This is a genomic window from Methanosarcina sp. UBA411, from assembly GCF_002495725.1.
Lineage (GTDB): Archaea > Halobacteriota > Methanosarcinia > Methanosarcinales > Methanosarcinaceae > Methanosarcina.
In genome coordinates this window covers 221,537-243,498 of record NZ_DAGK01000034.1, presented here as the reverse complement: position 1 = coordinate 243,498, position 21,962 = coordinate 221,537, and the positions used below count along the sequence as shown (strand labels likewise).

The 21,962-nt window shown below is 37.9% G+C and carries 14 protein-coding genes; 7 read left to right on the top strand and 7 right to left on the bottom strand.

Translation table 11 applies throughout. From position 1 onward, the window contains the following. Nucleotides 1-34: 34 nt before the first annotated feature. The 6 genes from BP861_RS14300 to BP861_RS14275 form a co-directional block, all read right to left on the bottom strand. Nucleotides 35-979, bottom strand: coding sequence for a UDP-N-acetylglucosamine 3-dehydrogenase (locus BP861_RS14300; protein ID WP_292376666.1), 945 nt, complete (start codon nucleotides 977-979; stop codon nucleotides 35-37). Between the two features lie 45 nt (nucleotides 980-1,024). Continuing rightward, nucleotides 1,025-2,107 carry a DegT/DnrJ/EryC1/StrS family aminotransferase gene (locus BP861_RS14295; RefSeq protein WP_292376664.1) on the bottom strand — a complete coding sequence of 361 codons (1,083 nt, stop codon included), beginning with the start codon at nucleotides 2,105-2,107 and terminating at the stop codon, nucleotides 1,025-1,027. 64 nt (nucleotides 2,108-2,171) lie between these two features. Then, entirely contained in the window at nucleotides 2,172-2,840 is a 669-nt protein-coding gene (locus tag BP861_RS14290; protein WP_292376662.1) for an acyltransferase, read from the bottom strand. A gap of 700 nt (nucleotides 2,841-3,540) precedes the next feature. Beyond that, entirely contained in the window at nucleotides 3,541-3,750 is a 210-nt protein-coding gene (locus BP861_RS14285; protein ID WP_292376660.1) for a hypothetical protein, read from the bottom strand. A gap of 611 nt (nucleotides 3,751-4,361) precedes the next feature. After that, a complete protein-coding gene (locus BP861_RS14280) occupies nucleotides 4,362-5,204 on the bottom strand; it encodes a CPBP family intramembrane glutamic endopeptidase (RefSeq protein WP_292376658.1) in 843 nt (280 codons plus the stop codon). Between the two features lie 2 nt (nucleotides 5,205-5,206). After that, entirely contained in the window at nucleotides 5,207-6,094 is an 888-nt protein-coding gene (locus BP861_RS14275; RefSeq protein ID WP_292376656.1) for a DUF1616 domain-containing protein, read from the bottom strand. A gap of 903 nt (nucleotides 6,095-6,997) precedes the next feature. Here BP861_RS14275 and BP861_RS14270 point away from each other — a divergent pair. From BP861_RS14270 to BP861_RS14260, 3 genes are all read left to right on the top strand, one after another. Then, entirely contained in the window at nucleotides 6,998-7,894 is an 897-nt protein-coding gene (locus BP861_RS14270; protein WP_292376797.1) for a glycosyltransferase family 2 protein, read from the top strand. 25 nt (nucleotides 7,895-7,919) lie between these two features. Then, the gene (locus BP861_RS14265) at nucleotides 7,920-8,933 is read left to right on the top strand and encodes a glycosyltransferase family 2 protein (protein ID WP_292376654.1); all 1,014 of its coding nucleotides are present in this window, start codon (nucleotides 7,920-7,922) and stop codon (nucleotides 8,931-8,933) included. A gap of 187 nt (nucleotides 8,934-9,120) precedes the next feature. After that, the gene (locus BP861_RS14260; protein ID WP_292376652.1) at nucleotides 9,121-11,154 is read left to right on the top strand and encodes a hypothetical protein; all 2,034 of its coding nucleotides are present in this window, start codon (nucleotides 9,121-9,123) and stop codon (nucleotides 11,152-11,154) included. Nucleotides 11,155-11,337: 183 nt separating this feature from the next. Here BP861_RS14260 and BP861_RS14255 read toward each other — a convergent pair whose 3' ends face one another. After that, entirely contained in the window at nucleotides 11,338-12,543 is a 1,206-nt protein-coding gene (locus BP861_RS14255; protein WP_292376651.1) for a glycosyltransferase, read from the bottom strand. 200 nt (nucleotides 12,544-12,743) lie between these two features. Here BP861_RS14255 and BP861_RS14250 point away from each other — a divergent pair, with 200 nt between their 5' ends. From BP861_RS14250 to BP861_RS14235, 4 genes are all read left to right on the top strand, one after another. Then, nucleotides 12,744-13,928 (top strand): glycosyltransferase family 4 protein, encoded by a 1,185-nt coding sequence (locus tag BP861_RS14250; RefSeq protein ID WP_292376649.1) that lies wholly within the window; start codon nucleotides 12,744-12,746, stop codon nucleotides 13,926-13,928. Nucleotides 13,929-14,873: 945 nt separating this feature from the next. Continuing rightward, nucleotides 14,874-16,361, top strand: coding sequence for a right-handed parallel beta-helix repeat-containing protein (locus BP861_RS14245; RefSeq protein ID WP_292376648.1), 1,488 nt, complete (start codon nucleotides 14,874-14,876; stop codon nucleotides 16,359-16,361). Nucleotides 16,362-17,117: 756 nt separating this feature from the next. Beyond that, a complete protein-coding gene (locus tag BP861_RS14240) occupies nucleotides 17,118-19,094 on the top strand; it encodes a right-handed parallel beta-helix repeat-containing protein (RefSeq protein ID WP_292376646.1) in 1,977 nt (658 codons plus the stop codon). A gap of 961 nt (nucleotides 19,095-20,055) precedes the next feature. Beyond that, nucleotides 20,056-21,962 (top strand): disaggregatase related repeat-containing protein (locus BP861_RS14235; protein ID WP_292376645.1); only part of this gene is annotated, 1,907 nt, incomplete at its 3' end.

Sequence of the window (21,962 nt, the reverse complement as noted above, 5' to 3'; positions counted from 1 at the left end):
AAGATTTTTGAGATTTTACTTCTTCAGATTTTTCTCAGTTTATTCTTCCTACTTCAATTAATCTTTCTTCTTCGTAGGATTTTATGGCTGCCATTGCCACTTCAAGGGCATGTTTTCCATCTTCTCCGCAGGGGTTAGGGCTTTTACCATTTGTAGCACAATCGATGAAATATGTGAGTTCATTTTTCAAAGGTTCGCTATGTTCTACTTTGGCTTTTCTTATCCATTCATTATCATGTAGCTGTACTGTCTGATTAATATAATCCAGATAAGCTACTCCCTTAACTCCAATAGCTGTTAGCTGCCTTACTTTGTGCGGAGTCAGCCAGTTTGTTTCCACAACTCCTGCAAAATTATGGTCCATGCGCAGGATAATTGAGGCATGGTCTTCAAATGAGTGAATATCGGCACCTGCAATTGCATAAACACTATTTATTTTCTTGCCGTAAAGGTATGAGATCACATCTATATCATGAACACCGATATCCAGAATTACTCCCACGTCTCTTATTCTCGGGTTATATGGTCCGACTCGCTTGGTAGAGATTGAGACTATCTTTCCCAAAATGCCTGAATTTATAATCTCTTTGAGTTTTATGACCGCGGGATTAAAGCGCTCAATGTGCCCAACCATAAGGATTTTCCCAGCTTTTTGTGCGGCTGCTATCATCAGATCCGCATTTTCAGTCGTATCTGCAATTGGTTTTTCTACAAGGACATGTACACCTGCCTCAAGAGCATCAAGTACGACCTGCTTATGAAGTTTGGTGGGCACAACCACACTTACTGCATCAAGTCCTTCTGTTAACATTTCTTTATAATCTGTAAAGGCTTTTGTCTTGAATTGTGTAGCCATTGCTTCGACACGCTTCTGGTCGACATCCGAGATTCCGGCAAGCTCCACGCCATTCATTTCACTGTAAATCCTTACGTGGTTCTGCCCCATAGCACCTGTACCTATTACTCCTACTCTAATCAAAAGTCTCACTTCCTGGTTCTGAGAATGCAGTGGCTGGAAGACTAATCAGTCCTTTGCATAAAATTCTTTAGTCGCTTCGACTATCTCCTGCAAATCGGTTCTGGATAATGCAGGGTGTACAGGGAGAGAAAGAACCTCTTCTGTTGCTTTTTCTGAGACCGGCAGGGAATCCCTGTATCCAAGCTCCTTGTAGACAGGTTGCTTGTGAATGGATATAGGATAGTGGATTCCTGTTCCTATTTCTTTTTCTTTCAGGAAAGCTGCCAGCTGATCTCTCTTTTCTGCTCTGACCGTGTACTGGTGGAACACGTGGGTACAGTCGGCTTTTGCAATTGGAGGTACAATTCCGGATATACCTTTTAATCCTGCTGAAAGAGTTTCTGCATTCTTTTGCCTAGTTGCAGTAAATCCATCTAGTTTTCCAAGCTGAATTAGCCCGATTGCAGCTGCAATATCAGTCATGCGCAGGTTGAATCCCAGCATTTCATGCAGATAGCGGACTTTTGAGCCGTGAGCTCGGATCATTTTTGCCTTCTCTGCAATTTCCTTATCATTTGTAGTGAGCATTCCACCTTCGCTAGTTGTCATATTTTTGGTTGGGTAAAAGCTGAATGCTCCTGTTCCAAAGCTACCTACCTTTTTTCCAAGGCATTCTGCGCCGTGAGATTGGCAGGCGTCCTCGATTACAATAAGCTTATTATCTTCTGCGATTTCCATTATCGCTTTCATGTCTGCAGGGTGTCCATAAAGGTGAACAGGCAAAATAGCTCTGGTTTTTGGAGTGATTTTCTCCTGAATTCTTTCAGGGTCTATATTATATGTATCTGATTCAATATCTGCAAAAATAGGTTTTGCCCCGGTGTAAAGGATACTGTTTGCTGTTGCAATGAAGCTGAAAGGACTTGTAATTACTTCGTCTTCTTTTCCTATTCCATGGGCAAGAAGTGCAATGTGCAAGGCTGCAGTGCCAGAGTTCACAGCAGCTGCATACTCACAACCAGTATATTCAGAAAAAGCAAGCTCAAATTCTTCAACTTTTGGGCCCTGTGCAATCATACCTGAATTCAGGACTTCTGTTACTGCATCAATCTCTTCCTTACCCAATAGGGGTTTGGCAATTGGTATCATCTTGAGACCTCTTTTAATAATCTCGATAAAACTAATCTTACTTAGCCTTGGTTTTTTGATAGGTTTATATTCTATTTAATTCCTTTAAATCTTTGGGGAGTTCTTTTATTTTGGCAGGCACTCCAATTGCAAGCTTCCAGGCTGGCACACTTTTTGTCACAAGTGCTCCTCCTGCAACCATTGCACCTTCGCCAATTTCAACATCTGGGAGCAAGGTGACGTTTGCTCCTATAGACGCACCTTTCCTCAAAACAGGGCCTTTCAATTCGTATTTCTTTCGAATAGGATATTTATCATTGGCCAGAACTGCACAGGGTCCGATAAATACATTGTCCTCGATGACAACGTTGGTCGGAATGTAAACATTTCCCTGAATGCTGACATTGTTTCCTATCTTCACATGCCCATCTATAATGACGTTGGTTCCGATAAGGACGTTGTCCCCAATTTCCGTATCTTCTCTAATCATTACGTTATGCCCGGTTTTAAAACTCTTCCCGGTTTTTACGTTGGAAAATATCGTTGATCCAGCTCTTATTATCGAATTAGGGCCGATGATACACCCTGGAAAGTCAAAGTTTTCAATTTCGACATTTTGCTTCAGGATTTCCATTAGAATCCTGTGTTCAGGGTATCCTAGGATCACATTTTCCATTATCACAGTGTCTTTCCCAATTACAGTGGTGCCATATATCTTAGAAGAGTTGTGAATTTTAAAGTCAGTCGAGTTCATTGTTCCCCCCGTTTTTCTGGTTTTTGTTAACCAGATAAACTTTTTGTTGGAGTATAAAACCTCTGTTTACTTTTAAACATTTTTTTCTTTTTAAAGATCTTCTATCTTTTATTTTTCATAATCCTGATAATCGGGAGAGCCCAAACTTTCAGGACAAGCCCCAAGAGGATGTTACTACTTTTTTCTGATACTCACTATGATAGGACTCTATAACTTTTCTTAATTTTTTAGTCAATATACTTTGTAGTTATTTAAGTGATTTGGTTTATTTTTCTACTCTCCTTTTTTATTTATTCAAATGACTTTTCAATGCATTTTCCTTTTTTTGCACTTATAACTCCTTAATAAAATTTTTATTTTATTTCCCATACTATTCTTTTTAACTTATCACTTCATTTTACCGTCATGAAGCTTCAAGTGATAGGACAATGGTGGCTCTCTCTAAACTAGGTAAGTGTTCAGTAAAGTCTGATAAAGTAGCCTGAAGTTATTTTTTCCTTTCTGTATTTCATGGGATTATGCTGTTATGAATGTCTTTTCTTTTGATTGCGGACTCAAGCTCACAGCATTTTCATTATATATTAAGGGGATTCTCCTATCTTTTTTCAAAAATTGGGTTTCGTATTTTTCTCCTCTTGATATTTGTCAATGGCAGGAGGAGGATTTTTATATCTTATTGCTTATTTGTTCCTTAAACACGCTAATTAACTCGAGGAGTGTTGGCTACGCTTACAAGTTTAATCACGTCTAATTCAGTTTCTTCAGGTGCGCTCTCAGTAACGACTGTAATTCCAGGAATTTCTGACGGCGCGTCTGTGGCTACGGCAGTTTTGCTTTTATTGCTTTTGCTCAGGGATTTCCTCCCTGTGTCGAAATACTGGGAAAATCCAGTAAAGGCTTCTTTAAACATGGGAATTATTCCACTGCTATTTTCCTTTGGTGCGATTCTTCTTTATAAGGTTGTTGCACTCTTTTAATGGTTTTTCAGAGGGTCACTGTCCAATTTCCTTCTCGCCTGAATTCTGCTTCGGGAGGACAGAGCCCTTTTCGTTTAGGGAGGATGGAGTTCTTTGTTTCTAGCGTTGATGTAGTCAAGCTGTACAACGCTTGCGCTCAGCAGACTGATATTTAAAAAATCTTGAGTTTCACTCAATAAACTAATTCCTCGATAAGTACTTTTTTGCTTAAGAAAGACTACCATAATTGATTTCAATTTCGTTTAAGTGTGAAATTGATTTCAATTTCATTTACTTTTTTGCTCAGACAGAATACAGTTTGTATCTAGAATCTTTGGTTAGTTCTAAAAACGCGAAAACACAGAAATTATAGGAGAACCGCTAACAGTTGTTCCATTTTTATACTTTCTTTTTATACTTCATGAAGTGAATTTTTCCTGACTATGTAATTGTGAGTCATTGAAGAACAACGTTCTCACTATGTCGAAGCTTTCACCTTTATTTAATCCCCTTAATCAAATTCTCTTCTCTGTATTTTTGGGGTATATTGCTGCAAATAAAGAGTTTAAAGGAGAAGGGGAATAACCCCGAAAAAGAATACATTCATAAATCCATGAATTAGCGTAACAAGCGGTAGGCTCCGTGTCCCGTGGAATAGATAGCCTATAAAAACACCTACTAAGGATATGTAAAATATCTCATAAATGCTCCCATATCCTGAATGCATTAACCCGAATAAAATACTTGTAATTAGCAGCGCTTTCCAGCTTCCTAACACTATCTCTAACCGATTCTGCAGGATTGACCGAAAGATCATTTCTTCTACAGGGCTCACGAAAAAGACCATAATTATGGTGAGACTCAGGAGGTTAAAGATTGAAAAATCCTCAATAAGAGGGTTTTTCCCTACTATAATATATTCTCCTACTCCTAACAAAAGGCCCATCAATATTGATAGAGGAATATATCTCCCTATTTTTTTAAAGGTTATCCCGAGCTGCGTGCTAGTAAAGCCCTGATTCATGGCTGCAATGCTTACAGAAATCGCCAGAAGACAGTATGTGAAAATAAGATTGTAAAGTTTCTCTTCATAGAAAAGGGGCATTGAAAAGTCTACCAGACGCAGGATCGGCAAAAGGATGAGCGCCTGATATGTTTTTTGAATTTCCTTATTTTTTATATATATCATGGAAAAGGAAAGCCCAAGCATAATCAGTGCATATATTACCATGGCTTCGAGTTTCCTTCCCGAAAATATCATCAGTTCCCCAAGAGCAATAGATACAATCGGGATTGTCAGGTAAACCCATTTATTTTTTATCTGAGGTGTTTTCTCCTTCAGATTCTCAGACGTCTTCGTTCTTATATATTCTGGAGTCTCTATATTCTGACTCTCAAACGTCCCCATCTTCACACCTCCTCTCCAACATTAATCCAGAGGTGAAGGTCTTTATAGGGTATATTCTTTTCAGTCTCATTAAAAAGCAGGAACTCAAGCTTCATATTTTCTCCTTCAATAGAAGGCGTAATCTCAAGAGGCTCTACCAAGGTTGCATTATGGGCAAGCCTGATATGCTGCAAATTTTTCGGAAGAGGTAACGATTCATTCTCAAGCCTTACTTCCATTGTATAATCCATTGTTCTGTGCTCTTTATTTGTTACTCCTATAAAGTAGGTCCCACTTTCTCCCTGTATATACTCTGTTGTATAGTTGTTAGCTGTTCCGTTGGTCCCAAGGATATAGAACTCTGTATATTGATCTCTGTCCTGAGGCACCATAACAACGTAAGCTACAGTTCCGATCAAGATCAAGAAAGAAAGAGCTAGAACTATCCTGAGGTTTCTCTCAGTTTTTGATCCTTGCTTTCCCGTAACTCCTGACAGCAGGGTGTGGGCAAGGGCTCTGAATGATACCTCAAATGTCCTGTCTGCGGGTAGATATCTTCTCCTAACGTATGCTGCTACCAACATGAGCAGGGTAAATACGGAGACAGTTGTAATGAGAGGGATATCCGTGATTCCCCAGGGGGTAAAATTAAGTGCAAGCCCTATCAAAGGCAGAACTGCGACACTCATTGCAACAGAAAGAGCTATTCTCTCTATTCCTTCAAGTCCGCTTTTTTCTGGAAAAAGCATGGCTATGAGGGCGTACCCTGGAAGGAAGAGTATCAGGGGCAGACCAAGAGCTGTGCGGATAAAACTTCCGCTAAGTTCAGGAATTAGTACGAAAATATCTGTGAGAATTACAAGGCCTGCTACTAAAAACAGGTCAGATGGGAACTTTTGGTTTCCGGCCATATAACTCCTCATAACACGGTTTTATGTTTTTTTGGCTTCCCAGTCTTTTCTTTATTCGGGCTAATCTGCCAATTTCTTTGTTCCCTAATGAGGTTTTTCGGAAACCTTCCGATTCCTCTTCACCAGCTGCTTTAATCTTCAATTATGAAGAATTACGCCGGAAAGGTGAAAACTATCCGAGCTTTAATCCCAGTTTTCTTCTGATTTAGCAGAATATGTTTTCCTGAATTGTATTCGTTTTCAAGACTGTTTTAACCCGATCTACTCAATTACCTCGTTGTATAAAATATCTTTCCCTTTTCCTGCTTGTTATATCTAAAATACTTTTCCCTTTTTTTCTATCTTCTTGAAAGAAGTTCTTGCCTTTTAAGTTTAAAGTTATGTAACTTTTTATCTAAAGTTTCCGAGTTTACTCAGCAGGTTTGTAAAGATTTGACATATCACAATAAAGTCTTTGATTTTTATATCTGCGTAATTTTTTCTTCAATTTTTCCTTTATGTCATGTAAATAATAAATGCTTACTAAGCTATTATTAAGGCTAACAAGCTTTTATATGAGTTTAATTCTTTTTCGCCATCGGGATTACTGATTAATTATTTTTCATGTCTAAATGCTTATATAGCTCGTATATTAAAACAGATACTGGTCTTATAATAAATGCCGTGACACAATTACAGAGTATTTATATTCCTTCTTTTGGGTAAAAGGAGGAAAAAACTCCCCCCATTTGATTCTCTGTAAATGTAACCGTAAAAGACCTTTTGAAACCCTCTAAAAATTATGGAGCGATGACTCTGAAAAATATATTAGTCAAATTTGGAATTTTTACTGATTCTTCTCTAATTAACTATGTTACTAAGGACACTTATTGCTTTTATCTTCAAAGAGGTAGATGATTGCGTATGGCCATTACGATTGCAGCCATGCCTGCCTATAACGAAGCTCATGCCATTGCAGATGTTATCAAGGGTTGCAAAAAATATGTCGACAGAGTGGTAGTTGTAGATGACGGAAGCACTGATAGTACTGTCGACATTGCCGAATCTCTTGGCGCTTATGTAGTTCGTCACGAAACAAATAAGGGATATGGAGCAGCCCTAAGGAATTGCTTTGAAACCGCCCGTAAGCTCGATGCAGGTGCTATGGTCATAATTGACTCTGATGGTCAACATGACCCCTCCGAAATTCCCAAACTTCTTGAACCCTTACAAGATGGGTTTGACCTGGTAATTGGCTCAAGATTTGTCAATGGTAACGGTAAAAATGTCCCTGTTTATCGTAAATTTGGGATGAAAGTCCTTGATATCGCAACCTATATTGCAGGCGGTCTGAATGTAACGGATTCTCAAAGTGGCTTTCGAGCTTATGGAAAAAAAGCTATTGAAAACATAAATTTGAATGGTACAGATATGTCTGCAGGCTCTGAAATTCTCATTCAGGCCAAAGATCACAAACTGAAGTTTACTGAGGTAGAAATCCATTGCAGGTATGATCTTGAGGACTGCTCAAGTGAGCATCCTTTCATACATGGGCCCAGAGTCCTGTTCCGCATCCTTAAAGATATGGAGTACAGACGCCCTCTGTATTATTTCTCCGTTCCTGGTCTGATTATGACATCTACAGGCTTTCTTATGGGACTGATATTTTTACAGGATTTTCTTCAGGGAGGATCTCTGCGCTTCGGGCCAACACTCCTTATGGTAATGCTGACGGTTATAGGAGCCTTTATGGTATTTACCGGGATAATACTGCATGCCATCTCAAGGATGATATTTCTAAACGAGAATATCCGAAAATAATAATGTCAAAACGGGGCCAATTTGTATGAAATACCCTTTCGTTTCAGTCGTAGTAGGTATTCGTAATGAAGAAAAATTCATTGAAGAATGTATTGAATCACTTATTAATCTAGACTACCCACAAGATTCTTACGAGATTATTATCGTTGATGGCATGTCCACAGACAAAACGCGCGATATAGTACAGAAATATCCTGTCAAACTCCTTTTGAATGAAAAGAAAAATGTTGCAGCTGCAAGAAACCTTGGTGTGAAGAATTCCAGGGGAGAACTTGTCGCGTTTACTGATGGAGACTGTAAAGTCGATCCTCAGTGGTTGAAAGTTCTTGTCCATGAAATGCAAGACTCTCCAGATGAAGCTGTGTGTTTTGGGGGGCCTAACCTGATCTTTGATACTGATCCTATATTTGGCAGGGTGGTGGGATATGCCCAGGAATCTTTCTTGGGGTCAGGAGGCTCAGCTCAGTCCAAAAACTCCATAAAAAAGCATTATGTCGGCTCTCTCCCTAACTGTAATGCAATGTACAAAAAAGTAGCAATTCAGGAAGCTGGGGGTTTTGACGAGCGGTTTATAGTGGGCCAGGATTGTGACCTGAACTACAGAATTGGTAAGAAAGGTAACAAGTTTTTGTACATTCCAGAAGCGCAGGTCCTGCATCATAGAAGAGGAACGCTCAAATCCTTTTCCGTAAGGATGTTTAAATATGGTATGTGGATGGCAGAACTTTTCAAGAAGCATGGAGAATTTGTCCGTTGGTATGCTTTTCTGCCTTCAATTGCCATCGTATTTGCAGCCCTTTTGCTTGTTGCTTCTATCAAATATCCCGCTTCAATCCTGCTTCTTCTTGCACTCATGGCCATGTATTTTATTCTAGTCTTTATTACCTCAATCCAGGTCACCTCTAAAATGAAATCAAAATATGGCCTTTTTTCCCTAGTTATTATTCCTGTGCAGCACATTGCCTATGGATTGGGATTTTTGTACAGCTTCACAAATTCTCCTCTTATCTCAAAAGTCAGTTCCTGCTCGGACACTTAATTATGATATTTATTTTACTACATTGAAAAAGCGACCGAAACACTTGAATTTTGGGAGTCTTTTTGGGGCAAAATCTTCTTAATCAATAAGGCCCTGATGAACTCTCATTAATTTTCAAACACAGAATTTTGGATTGTATGTTTATTCAATCTATGAAATTATGAGTATTTAAGGTCATGGAGATAGTATGTTAGGAGTAAGTAATGAAGCAGGATTCAAATTGGACAATAACCGTTTAATGAGATTAATTTCTTTCCTGTTTCCGCTAGCTGTAATTTTCGCAGTAATATTCGCTTTCTTATGGATGTTTGCAGCCGGAAAGTTCGGTTATGCACTTCGAGGTCTATTTACAGGAATACCTGCAATACTTTCCTGTCTTTTCATACTGTTCATTTACAAAAAAGATGTAAGTTTGCACGATATAGATCTCTTTCCATCATTGAGTACAAAATCCCTTACTTATCTGTTCGGGATATTTTATATTGGTTCCATAGTTGTACTTTTGCTGTCTCCAGGAAATAGGCCACTATATTATTTCTTCTTTATTTTAGGGGTTTATCTATCGGTATTCTTCCAAATTTTCTCTAAAGATGTAAACCCTCCCCTCATTCTGGCAGAATCTGTCTTAATTGCATGTAATTTAATTTTCAGTGTAACTTTAAATCATGCTTTCTATGTTGGTACCACAGACATCCTGCCTCACATCTTTATTTCAGAAGTTACTGCAATGGCCGGGAAAACGATCCCAACTTCCTTAAGTGATTATGCTTACTTCCCTCTTTATCACGTGTTTATTGCAGAGGCTTCCGAGATCTTACATATAGGCGCAAAAAATTCACTTTTTCTGGTAACTGCACCTATCTATGCAATAACCATAGTTTTCCTTTATTACCTTTTTAATTACATAACTAACAACAGGCAGATTTCACTCCTCTCATGCTTGCTGTTCTCCGTGAGTTCTACTGTACTCTACTATGGTACAAATGTAATCACCCGTACAATGGCATTTATAATGTTCATTATACTATTGTACCTAGTTTATAGTGTCAATTTCAAAAAGGATAAACTTTCCTTAAAAATCCTCTCAGTAATTGTTGCAGTTTTTTTAACCCTAGTTCACAACGTCTCTCTTCCACAGCTTGTCTTATTACTGGTTATTCTTCTTGCATCGGAATATATGGTAGGGAACGGCAACTACATCAGCAAGCCCTTTTTTATACTGCTTAATGTCATTTTTACTGCTTACTGGTTCTTTGTAGCATATGTATTTGTACAGAGGAGCCTGGCTCCCCGTTTGCAGAGCCAGTTCTTGGATTCTATGGTTCTGACTGCTGGAGGTTCAGAAGTTCTTCAGGAGAGCTTGAGTAGTTTAGTAGGGCTTCTGGATAAATCAGTATTTTTGTTCTTTGCCTTAATAGGAATAGGTTTTCTCCTGAAAAATTACAAGAAAAATTATGCTTCTGTGCTGGGGTTATTTGCTCTATTAACTCTAGTATTTTATATTCCCAATCCCCTCAACACAATCTGGCAGTTCAGAGTCCTCTTCAGGGTTGATCGGTTTATGCTATTTGTCAGTCCCTTTATGGCTTTTGCAATGGGGTACGGACTGTATATATTCTGGAATTATATTGCTAATAAATCCTCCAAGAAAGTAAATTCTGCTTTCTTAGTGATTTTGTTATTCTCTACTTTCGTTTTAATCTCTTCTGTCTTCAGTATTGCAGATTCGGATTTTCTTGGTCAAGAAGCAAAACACGAATACTTTACTTCCGAAGAGTTAAGTGGCTTTAATCATATTTTCAAATATGTTCCTGTTGATTCCTCAACTAAGTCAATTTATACCGATTATTATGCTTCAAGGTTCTTTTACGCCCCGTTGATCCCTCAAAAATCCGCGGAATTGAATATTTTATCTTATGATAATTATAGAATCGGTGATGTAAATAAACTCCCAGAATACAAGGGTTATGTACTTCTCAGAACCAACGAATTTCTCAGGAGTGGATTATACTTTGGCAGTGAGGAAAGCACTCTGAAAGATACTGCAAACTATTTCTATTCGGGGATGCCTGAAAATAAACTCGAGCTTGAAAGCAATCTTGAAGGGCTTGGTAAAATTTATTCAAATCCATCGATGGATATTTTTATTCCCCATAAGGGATTAAATAATCAGGGATTAAATAACCAGAGAGTAAATGATCAGGAGTTAAATAACTTCTGAAGTTTATTTTTTACAGGTACTTTTATTTCAATGTCCGTTTTTATTCCTAGGTAAAATAGTATAAGCAGCATCTTTACGTGAGTAAAAGCTTTTGGGGGTTTGAGCTGCTATTCTGTGGACTTCAAGGTATGTTATTTAGCCAAACTCAGGAATTTAAAAAAGTATAAGCTAAGGGACTCAGATTTATTTCGAAGGGTTCTCCAAAAGCTCTGAGTATATATCCACAGTCTTTTTTCCATGAGCTTTCCAGGTTAGTCCTCTCTGAATTATGCTTTTACGCCCGAGTTTCCCCATACTTTCTCTCTGGTTTTTATTCTCAAGCAGTTTATTAATTTTTCTGGATAATTCTAGAGGGTTCTTTGCAGGTACCAGGTAGCCTGTTTCTCCATCAACCATAAGTTCAGGTATCCCGCCTACATCAGTTGCCACAACCGGGACTTCACAGGCAAGCGCTTCGAGTACTACATTTGGTCTGCCCTCTGAAAGGGAAGGCAATACCAGGATATCCGAAGCTGAGATCCAGAGCGGGACATCCTCATGGTTTACTGGCCCGGTGAATCTAATGTGATCTGCAATTTTAAGCTCTTGTGCCCTTTTTTCCAGACTTTTTCTCAAGCCGTCGTCCCTACCTACCATAAAAAGATCGGTATTTGTGTTCACAAAATCCTTTGCAGCTTCAATAAGGTAGTCTACACCTTTTATTTTTCTAAGGGCTCCAACAAATAGAACAATATTCTTATCCTGCGGCAAATTTAACAGCTTCCTTGCATGTACTTTTCCTGCAGGTTTGAACTCCTCGATATCAACACCATTGGGAACTACATGAACTTTCTCTTCGTCTATTCCCAGATTTACTATGTGGAGCTTGAGATCCTCGCTGACAGAAAGAACCTTATCTGCAAAATTCATCGCCTCTATAATCTGTCTTGAGGTATAGGAACCCTCATAAGCAACTTTTCTTTCTATGGTACCGAGAGCACTTATTACAAGAGGAACTTTCCATTTCTTTGCAAGCTTCATCATTCCATATCCGTCAGGATATGAAAAGTGTGCGTGGATAAGGTCTGGTTCTGGCTTTATGTTTTTGATTGCATATTCGAAAACGAAGTGAGAGTATGAAAACCCTGTTACGGGATAAAAATACTTTTTGGGAACGGCATATATGTAGTGTGGATAATGAAGGTCGTATTTTTCAGTATGCTCAATCCGTGGCAGTTTAGAAAAGTTATGATACGGAAACGCAGAGAAAGGAAGGACGAATGGTTTTGGAGAAATAACTGTGACATCTACGCCCTGGTTTGCAATTGAGTCGATACTCTGCTTTATGAATGTCCCAAGTTGAGGATAATACCTGTTTGGAAATTCCTGACATACTTCAAGTACTTTCATAATCTTTTGCTCTTTTTCGCTTCGGATGCCTCAAAAGCAGACAGAGGAGAGAGTTAATCCTATAAATACTTCTCTTCCAAAATGCATTAAACCCTTGTTCTTGAGTTCGTACTAAACCTTTATTCTTTAACTTGAAAAAAAATAAATTTATGGGATAAACTAATTAACTACTTTTACTATTCTGATAACCGGATCCCACTATGTTTAAAAAAGTAAATAATATTTTCCTAGTCTATTACGGCTCCTTCAATACTAAATCGGGTTCGAATATCCACATTCTTGAGCTTCTAAGAAATTTGAAAAAATATACTAATATAGTTATGTTTGCACCCGGACAGAAGAGCGTAGATCGTGCAATTCCCGGGATAAAATATGTACCTGTAATAGACAATAAATATCTTGTACAGCCATCTTACGAATTTATGCTTTCCTTTTACCTTCTTTATTCATGTATAAAAAACAGGCCTGACGTGCTTTATCTTCGCCAGAATTCTTTCCCGTTCTTTCCCATATTGCTGTGTAAAATTTTAAAAATTCCTTCAATAGTAGAAGTTAATGGGATAGTTCTGGATGAGTTAAAGGTCAATCCAAATTCACAGTCTTTTGCATATAGAGTTTTCTCTTCTCTGGCACTCCGCTCAGAGAAATTCAACTACAAGCATTGTGACAGAATTGTTTCTGTCACGGATAAGTTAAGGGATGAACTAGTGAGATTATACTCTATTCCTGAGAATAAAATCTGTGTAATCAACAATGGGGCAAATACCGATGTATTCAAGCCTCTTGACCCAGGACAGACAAAAACAGAACTGCAGCTCGAAAACTCAAAAAAGTACGTATGCTTTGTCGGGCACCTTGCTGGCTGGCAGGGAGTTGAGTTTCTAATTCATGCTGCTCCTTTAATCCTGAAAAAATGTCCTGATACTCATTTCCTTGTCGTCGGGGATGGAGTTATGAAAGATAAGCTGCTGGAAATAACTTCCAGTTTAGGGCTTTTGAATAAATTTACTTTCACTGGAAGAATCCCATATGAACGGGTTCCTCTCTACATTAATGCGGCTGATGTCTGCGTTGCTCCTTTCATCAAGGATAGAAACTCGAAAATAGGCCTTTCAGCCTTGAAAACATATGAATATCTGGCCTGTGGGAAGCCGATTGTGGCAAGTAGTATTTCTGGAGTTGAAGAGTTAATCGAGTCTTCTGGAGGCGGAATCTCAGTAACTCCCGAAAGTCCTGAGGAACTTGCGGATGCTGTAGTAAGATTACTTTCCGATGAAGAAACTCGGGCTGCTATGGGAAAGAAAGGGCGCAGATACGTAGTTGAGAATCATAGTTGGGATGGAGTTGCAAGAAGGATTCTCGACATGTGCAAAGATATCATCTAATTAAGTTCTCTGTAACTCATAGAGGAATAAGCAGCTTTATTTTATAATTGCATTCTAGACGTAGATAGGAGGTAGCCTTGTAACTTACGGCATTTCCCTGCTTGAATAGCTACTAACTCTACTCTTACTTTTTTCAATCCGTTTAATCTCTAACAGCCTGCTATATCAGAACCTGGCAAGTTTTCCACATTTTCTATCTGTAAAGAGCAGAGAATAATCTGTTTTTTATTAATCAATTTGTGAGCTCAGAGAAGTTGTATTTGAGCACAGATCTATTATTCATTATTGTTTTAGTTGAACGCTTTTGTATGATGCTGTTTTATCACAATGTTAACTACACAAATTTAAATAAGAAATAAAAATAAGTTTGTTCTTTATGTTCACGACGTAATTCATGCAAATTGAAAAAAATGACCTAGAAAAAGGCGAACTTATTCTGAATTTACTATTTTAGTTGAATTCAACAGTTTTCACTGTGAATAATCACTCTGGAACACTTTTATAGTCTTAAAAGTCGGAGAGTCGGTATCGCTTACCATATCTTGTCTAATAGACTAAAAATTAGTACCATTTATAGATATTTAGCAAATATTTATAAATATTATGGATATATTGATACGTCACTATAAGAAAAGCATCTGTTTATCAAAAACATTGATGAATTTTATTTTGATGCCCCCAGATAATATCGAGGTTAAAACGAGAAATTAGGAGTTTTTCTATTTAATAGGTTGCTTATGTTCTTGTAAGCGTCTCTATAGCTTTATTCTTTATGTTCACGATGTAACTCTGGAGATTGGAGGAGTAGATACAATCTGCAAAATCTTATCCAATTCATCTGAAAAACTAATAAAAGTCTATAAATTTTGCGGAGATATTGACACGTCACTAAAAAAACATCTATCTAACAAAGATACTAATGAGAGTTGTTATTATCGACCTCAGATGATGTCGATGCTAAAACAAGAATTAGTAATTCTTTTATTGGTAAGTTGCCTTATCCTTGCAAGTGTTCCAGTCGCTTTGTGCCAAAGTCCTGCACCAACCGTTTACGTTTCAGGAGATGGTAGTGGGGATTTTAATTGCGATGGAAAAGATGATCACGTACAGATAAATCAGGCTCTTAAGTTTGTGGCAGGTAACTCTAAATATACTACTGTCCACCTCAAAGGTCCTTTTACTTATGTTATTGATGATACCCTTCTAATCGGCAGCAATACTATTCTTGAAGGGGATTCAAATGCTGTTCTCAAACTGGCTAATAACGCAGGCTGGGTTACAATGAAACCTATGATCCAGCAGATGAGCAGTTCCGGAAATAATAACATTGTAATAAGAGGGTTTGAGGTTAACGGAAACCATGATGGTAATCCCAGTGTTGCTAAGGGTAAAGGATACTATAATATAATTTATTTTACTAACTGCAAGAGTGTAACTGTATGCGATATGTATATGCATGACGGGCTCGGAGATGGGTTGAGGATAAAATATGGCGAGAATATCAAGTTTTATGACAATACTATTTACAAGCTCGGGCACGATGGGTTGTTTGCTATTCAGTGTGAGAACGTAGAGGCTTGGAATAATACAATAACCTGCAGGACTAACAGCGCCCTTAGAATCTGGAACTCAAACCATGTAAAATTCCATGACAATTTAATTGATTCTTTTTATCACTGGAGTGCAGGTGGGCCAGGTATTCAGGTCGAAAAATCTGCAGGTATTATGGATGACGTAGAGATCTATAACAATGTTATCCATAACACTTATGGACCTGGTATCTGGATGTTCAACTACGATACCTCTTCTGCTACCAAAGACAAGGAAAAAAACATCCATATTCATCATAATATTTTCTATAACACAGGCACCAATCCTAGCATTACCTGGGTAGGTGGCATCATAACAGGCGGATTTGAAGACACCGTTATCGAAAACAATATCTTTGACGGAATATATCACACTGCAATCGCTAACATGTATATCAATACTTATTCTCCAGCCTATGTACCACAAGGTGACGGATTCACAACAATTGTCCGTAACAATATAATTGTGGATACCCAGAAGCGTACAAAGTCCCCTAGTGGAACAGGGTATGGAATCGTCAATTATCTGCCTGAAACACATTCCTTTTCGATTTCGTATAATTGCCTTTATAACAACGTAGTAGGCAATTATAAGAGCTGTACCTCAAACACTGATATCCATGTAAACCCACTATTTGTAAACCAGAAAAACCATGATTATCACCTTCAATCAAGAGGAGGAACTTGGAATGGGAAAACTTGGGTTAAATACAAAGTGAGTTCTCCTTGTATTGATGCCGGTTATCCGTCTTCTGACTATTCCAAAGAACCTGAAGATAATGGTAACAGGATCAACATAGGAAGATATGGGAATACAATTTATGCATCAAAATCAAAGCATTAATGCGTAGATCTTGTTACTTATATCGCGATCCCAGAGAACCTGAGGTTGCTCTAGTAAGTTAACAGCGATCGATATAAGTAACCGAAAACGATATTGATACAGGCTGCCTCATTTGAGGCAGCCTATATGGATCTATTTTTTAATTAGTAAGTTTATTCTTCTGGCACAGAAAACAGAAATTAATTTTTCAACAAAATAATGTCAAATACTTTTATGAATTAGGTTTTAGTTTATCTGCGGTAACACTTATTCATAAATTTTTAATAAGACGATTCTAACTTGAGAATTTATCCAAAATTTTCATTATTTCTTCTTACAATTCTCATAACTCTCTAAATATTTCAAAAGGCTGCACAAATACTTTTATAACACCATTATATAATTTACAATCTTGACTATAGAAATTAATTCTAGGCTAAAAAGTAATTTATTCGCTAGGTTTCATGGGGGGAACTATGTGAATTTGAGGAATTGGCCTACAAAACAGGGAGATTTATTCTGAATTTCTTATTTATTGTATTTTATTGAATTCAATAACAATTACCATGGATAACTTCTCCCGCGATTTCTATAGCCTTGAATGCCGGAGAGTGGATACTATTTAAAAAATCTTTCCAACATTCAAGGATAGAGTAATAAATTTGTCAAATACTTTGGCAGAATATCTGAAGTTTTGTAAGGGGAGGAGACTTTCCTACCTAAGTTTACTCTGCCAACATGTGAATAAAACTCTTATAGTTATCTTAGGTGATATATATGCTAAAAAGAGAATTTGGGGTATTTCTTCTTGTGGGTTGCCTTATTCTTATAAGCGCTCCTACCGCTTCATGTAGAAGTCCTGCACCAACCGTTTACGTTTCAGGAGATGGTACTGGGGATTTTAATTGCGATGGAAAAGATGATCACGTACAGATAAATCAGGCCCTTAAATTTGTGGCAAGTAACTCCAAATATACTACTGTCCACCTCAAAGGTCCTTTTACTTATGTTATTGATGATACCCTTCTAATCGGCAGCAATACTATTCTTGAAGGTGATTCAAATGCTGTGATCAAACTGGCTAATAACGCAGGCTGGGTCACAATGAAACCTATGATCCAGCAGATGAGCAAATCCGGAAATAATAACATTGTAATAAGAGGGTTTGAGGTTAACGGAAACCATGATGGTAATCCCAAAATTTCTAAGGGCAAAGGGTACTATAATGTAATTTATTTTACTAACTGTAATAACATAAAAGTATACAATATGTATATGCACGATGGGCTCGGAGATGGACTGAGGATAAAATCAGGCAAAAATATTCAATTTTATAACAACAAGATATACAAGCTTGGTCACGATGGGTTGTTTGCAATTCAGTGTGAGAACGTAGAGGCCTGGAATAACAAAATAACCTGCAGGACTAACAGTGGGCTTAGAATCTGGAACTCAAACCATGTAAAATTCCATGATAATGTAATCGATTCTTTCTATCACTGGAGTGCAGGCGGGCCAGGTATTCAGGTCGAAAAGTCTGCTGGTATTATGGATGACATAGAAATCTACAATAATGCTATATCTAACACCTATGGACCTGGCATTTGGATTTTCAACTATGATACCTCTTCTACCAAGGATAAGGGAAAAAACGTCCACATCCACCATAATGTCTTCTACGGCACAGGCACTAATCCTAGCATTACCTGGGTTGGAGGTATTGTAGCGAGCGGATTCCATGATACTCTAATTGAAAATAATGTTTTTGATGGTGTATACCATGCTGCTGTTATTCACATGTATCCAGAAGTTTATTCCCCACGTCACTCGTCCAAATATACAACAATTATCCGTAACAACATAATTGTAAACACTCAGAAACGTACAAAGTCCCCGAGTGGGACAGGATATGGGGTGATCAGTTACCTCACCAAGAACCATAACTTTTTGCTGGAAAATAACTGCCTCTATAACAATGCAGCAGGTAATTATAAAGGCTGCACCTCTAAAACTGACATCTACTTAAACCCGCTATTTGTAAACCAGAAAAACCATGATTACCATCTCCAGTCAGTTGCAGGTCACTGGAATGGAAAAAAATGGGTAAAGGACAAGGTGAATTCTCCCTGTATTGATGCCGGTTATCTATCTTCTGACTATTCTAAGGAACCTGAGGATAATGGGAATAGGATCAACATAGGGAGATACGGAAATACAATCTATGCTTCACTGTCATCGCCTTCACGAGTAAAAACTGTACAGTCTTCATTAATGTACTCGATCACAGGAGCTACGAATGATACTTGTGAAAATATTAACTTTACTGAGGAAGTTTTTGATGCGAACGAAGATAATTTCACACATTCCGAAAATCTTTCTGTTGACTTTGAACAGGATCTTGTGATTGAACCTATTCCTGAAGCTACAGTTAAGATTGGAGAAAATTTGAACTTTACAGTGAAAGCTTCTGATGTGAACGGAGGCAACCTTACATTTTCAGCATCTGAGCTCCCTGAAGGCGCAAATTTTGACGAGATCGGGGTTTTTAACTGGACGCCTTCAGATGGACAGGAAGGGCTTTACACAATATCTTTTGAGGCAAGTGATGGGATGGCCAATGATTCTGAAGTTGCAATAATAAATGTGGTTGAAGAAGCTTCGTTGAACCTTTCTAACGTGTATGACAGCTACCTTTACGACGTTTCTCCTCAAGATCTTTGTTCGAATAATTTATCTCTCGAATTGGAGGAATAATCGATGCTTAGTAGGTTCTAATAATCCCAAAAAACTCGCAGCTTGTGGTAAATTTAGTTTTAGATAAAAACAAGATCATTGGGGAGAAAAATATTGGAACATCTTAAGAATGTGACTGGAGTGGAGTTTCAAGGAAGGTGCTAGAGCAATATAATCTGACAGTATTTTCATTATAATTACTGCTCAGAGGTTTACGCCTAACTTCCCTACTCTTTTTCTATTTTCCGTGCATTTTTCCCTAGTTAATTTTCTATCTTTTATAATCTCTTAATATATAGCTCTTGACTTTTTATAATTTATGAAACTATTTTTAAAAGTGTCTAGCTATGAAGGTGGTGCATTAGTATCTGGTTGATATTTTTGCTTAGTTACATCTGTTTTCTAAGCTTACCTGTGTACAGGAAAATTGAGTGCACATAAAGCAAAAAATGAGAGCAGAATGCTAATGTGTGAATACTCAATGTGTGAATACTCCGGAAAATACCAACTGATTATTGGTGGATCACCCCCTTGTTTATTCTCCCTAATATTTAAAAACTCTCTAAATATTTCAAAAGATTACACAAATACTTTTATAACATTATCGTGTACTTTGTAATGTTGACTATAGAAATTAATTCTAGGCTAAAAAGTAATTTATTCACTAGGTTTCATGGGGGGAACTATGTGAATTTGAGGAATTGGCCTGCAAAACAGGGAGATTTATTCTGAATTTCTTATTTATTGTATCTTATTGAATTCAATAGCAATTACCATGAATAATTTCTCCCACGATTTCTATAGCCTTGAATGCCGGAGAGTGGATACTATTTAAAAAATTTTTCCAACACTCAAGGACAGAGTAATAAATTTGTCAATTAATTTGGCAGAGTATCTGAAGTTTTGTAGGGTGGACTTTCCTACTTAAGTTTACTCTGCCAACACATGAATAAAACTCTTATAGTTATCTTAGGTGATATATATGCTAAAAAGAGAATTTGGGGTATTTCTTCTTGTGGGTTGCCTTATTCTTATAAACGTTCCTACCGCTTCATGTAGAAGTCCTGCACCAACCGTTTACGTTTCAGGAGATGGCAGTGGGGATTTTAATTGCGATGGAAAAGATGATCACGTACAGATAAATCAGGCCCTTAAGTTTGTGGCAGATAATTCTGAATATACTACTGTTCACCTCAAAGGTCCTTTTACTTATGTTATTAACGAAACTCTTCTAATCGGCAGCGATACTATTCTTGAAGGTGATTCGACTGCTGTGATCAAATTGGTTGATAATGCAGGCTGGGTTACAATGAAACCACTGATCCAGCAGATGAACAGTTCCGGAAATAATAACATTGTAATAAGAGGGTTTGAGGTTAATGTGAATCATGACGGTAATACTGAGTTCGCTAAGGGTAAAGGATACTATAACATAATTTATTTCCTTTATTGTGAGAACGTAACCGTATGCGATATGTATATGCATGACGGGCATGGAGACGGGCTGAGGATAAAATACAGTGACAACATCCAGTTTTACAACAATACTATTTACAAGCTCGGGCACGATGGGTTGTTTGCTATTCAGTGTGAGAACGTAGAGGCTTGGAATAACAAAATAACCTGCAGGACTAACAGCGCCCTTAGAATCTGGAACTCGAACCACGTAAAATTCCATGACAATTTAATCGATTCTTTCTATCACTGGAGTGCAGGCGGGCCAGGTATCCAAATCGAAAAGTCTGCTGGTATTATGGATGACGTAGAAATTTACAACAATACTATCCATAATACTTATTGTCCTGGCATCTGGATGTTCAACTACGATACATCTTCTGCTACCAGAGACCAGGCGAAAAATGTCTATATTCATCACAATATTTTCTATGACACAGGTACCAATCCTAGCATTACCTGGGTAGGTGGCATCATAACAGGCGGATTTGAAGACACCGTTATTGAAAATAATGTCTTTGACGGAATATATCACACTGCAATCGCTAACATGTATATCAATGATTATTCTCCAGCCTATATACCACAAGGTGACGGATTCACAACAATCGTCCGCAACAACATAATTGTAAATACCAAGCCGCGCACAAAGTCCCCTAGTGGAACAGGGTATGGAATTGTCAATTATCTGCCTGAAACACATTCTTTTGTGCTAGAAAATAACTGCCTTTACAATAACTCAGCAGGTAACTATAATAACTGTACCTCGAAAACTGATATCTATGTAAATCCTCTTTTTGCAAATCCGGAAAACCATGATTATCACCTTCAATCGGTCTCAGGTCGTTGGAACGGAGGAACATGGGTTCAAGATACGGTGAGCTCTCCCTGCATTGATGCTGGATGTTCTTTCTCGGATTACTCTAACGAGCCCGAAGACAATGGAAATAGGATTAATATTGGAAGATATGGAAACACGATCTATGCATCTCTTTCATGGACCCCTGTGAATCTCTCTAGAGAGATGTACGACAACCGCATGCGCGAGGCGTCTCCTGAAGATGTTTTTTCAGATAAATCATTCCTCGACGTTGGAGGAATGAGTGGTGTTGGTAGATACAGAGATCTTATATGGTTTAATGTAAGCGAATATACCAATGCTACTGAAATCAGCAGTGCAACTCTGTCCCTTTTCTGGTATTATCCTTCCAGCACACGCCCAAATAATACTGTTATTGAAGTTTACAGACCTGTTTCCTGGAATCCTGATTATGTTAGCTGGAATAAAAAGGATAAAGATATTTCTTGGAATAACGCCGGAGGAGATTGGTATGATAAAAATGATGTTCTCCAGGGCAATACTCCATATGCTACACTAACCCTGAAGGCTGATGATCTTCCAGATAACAGGTACTATGAGCTTAATGTAACTGA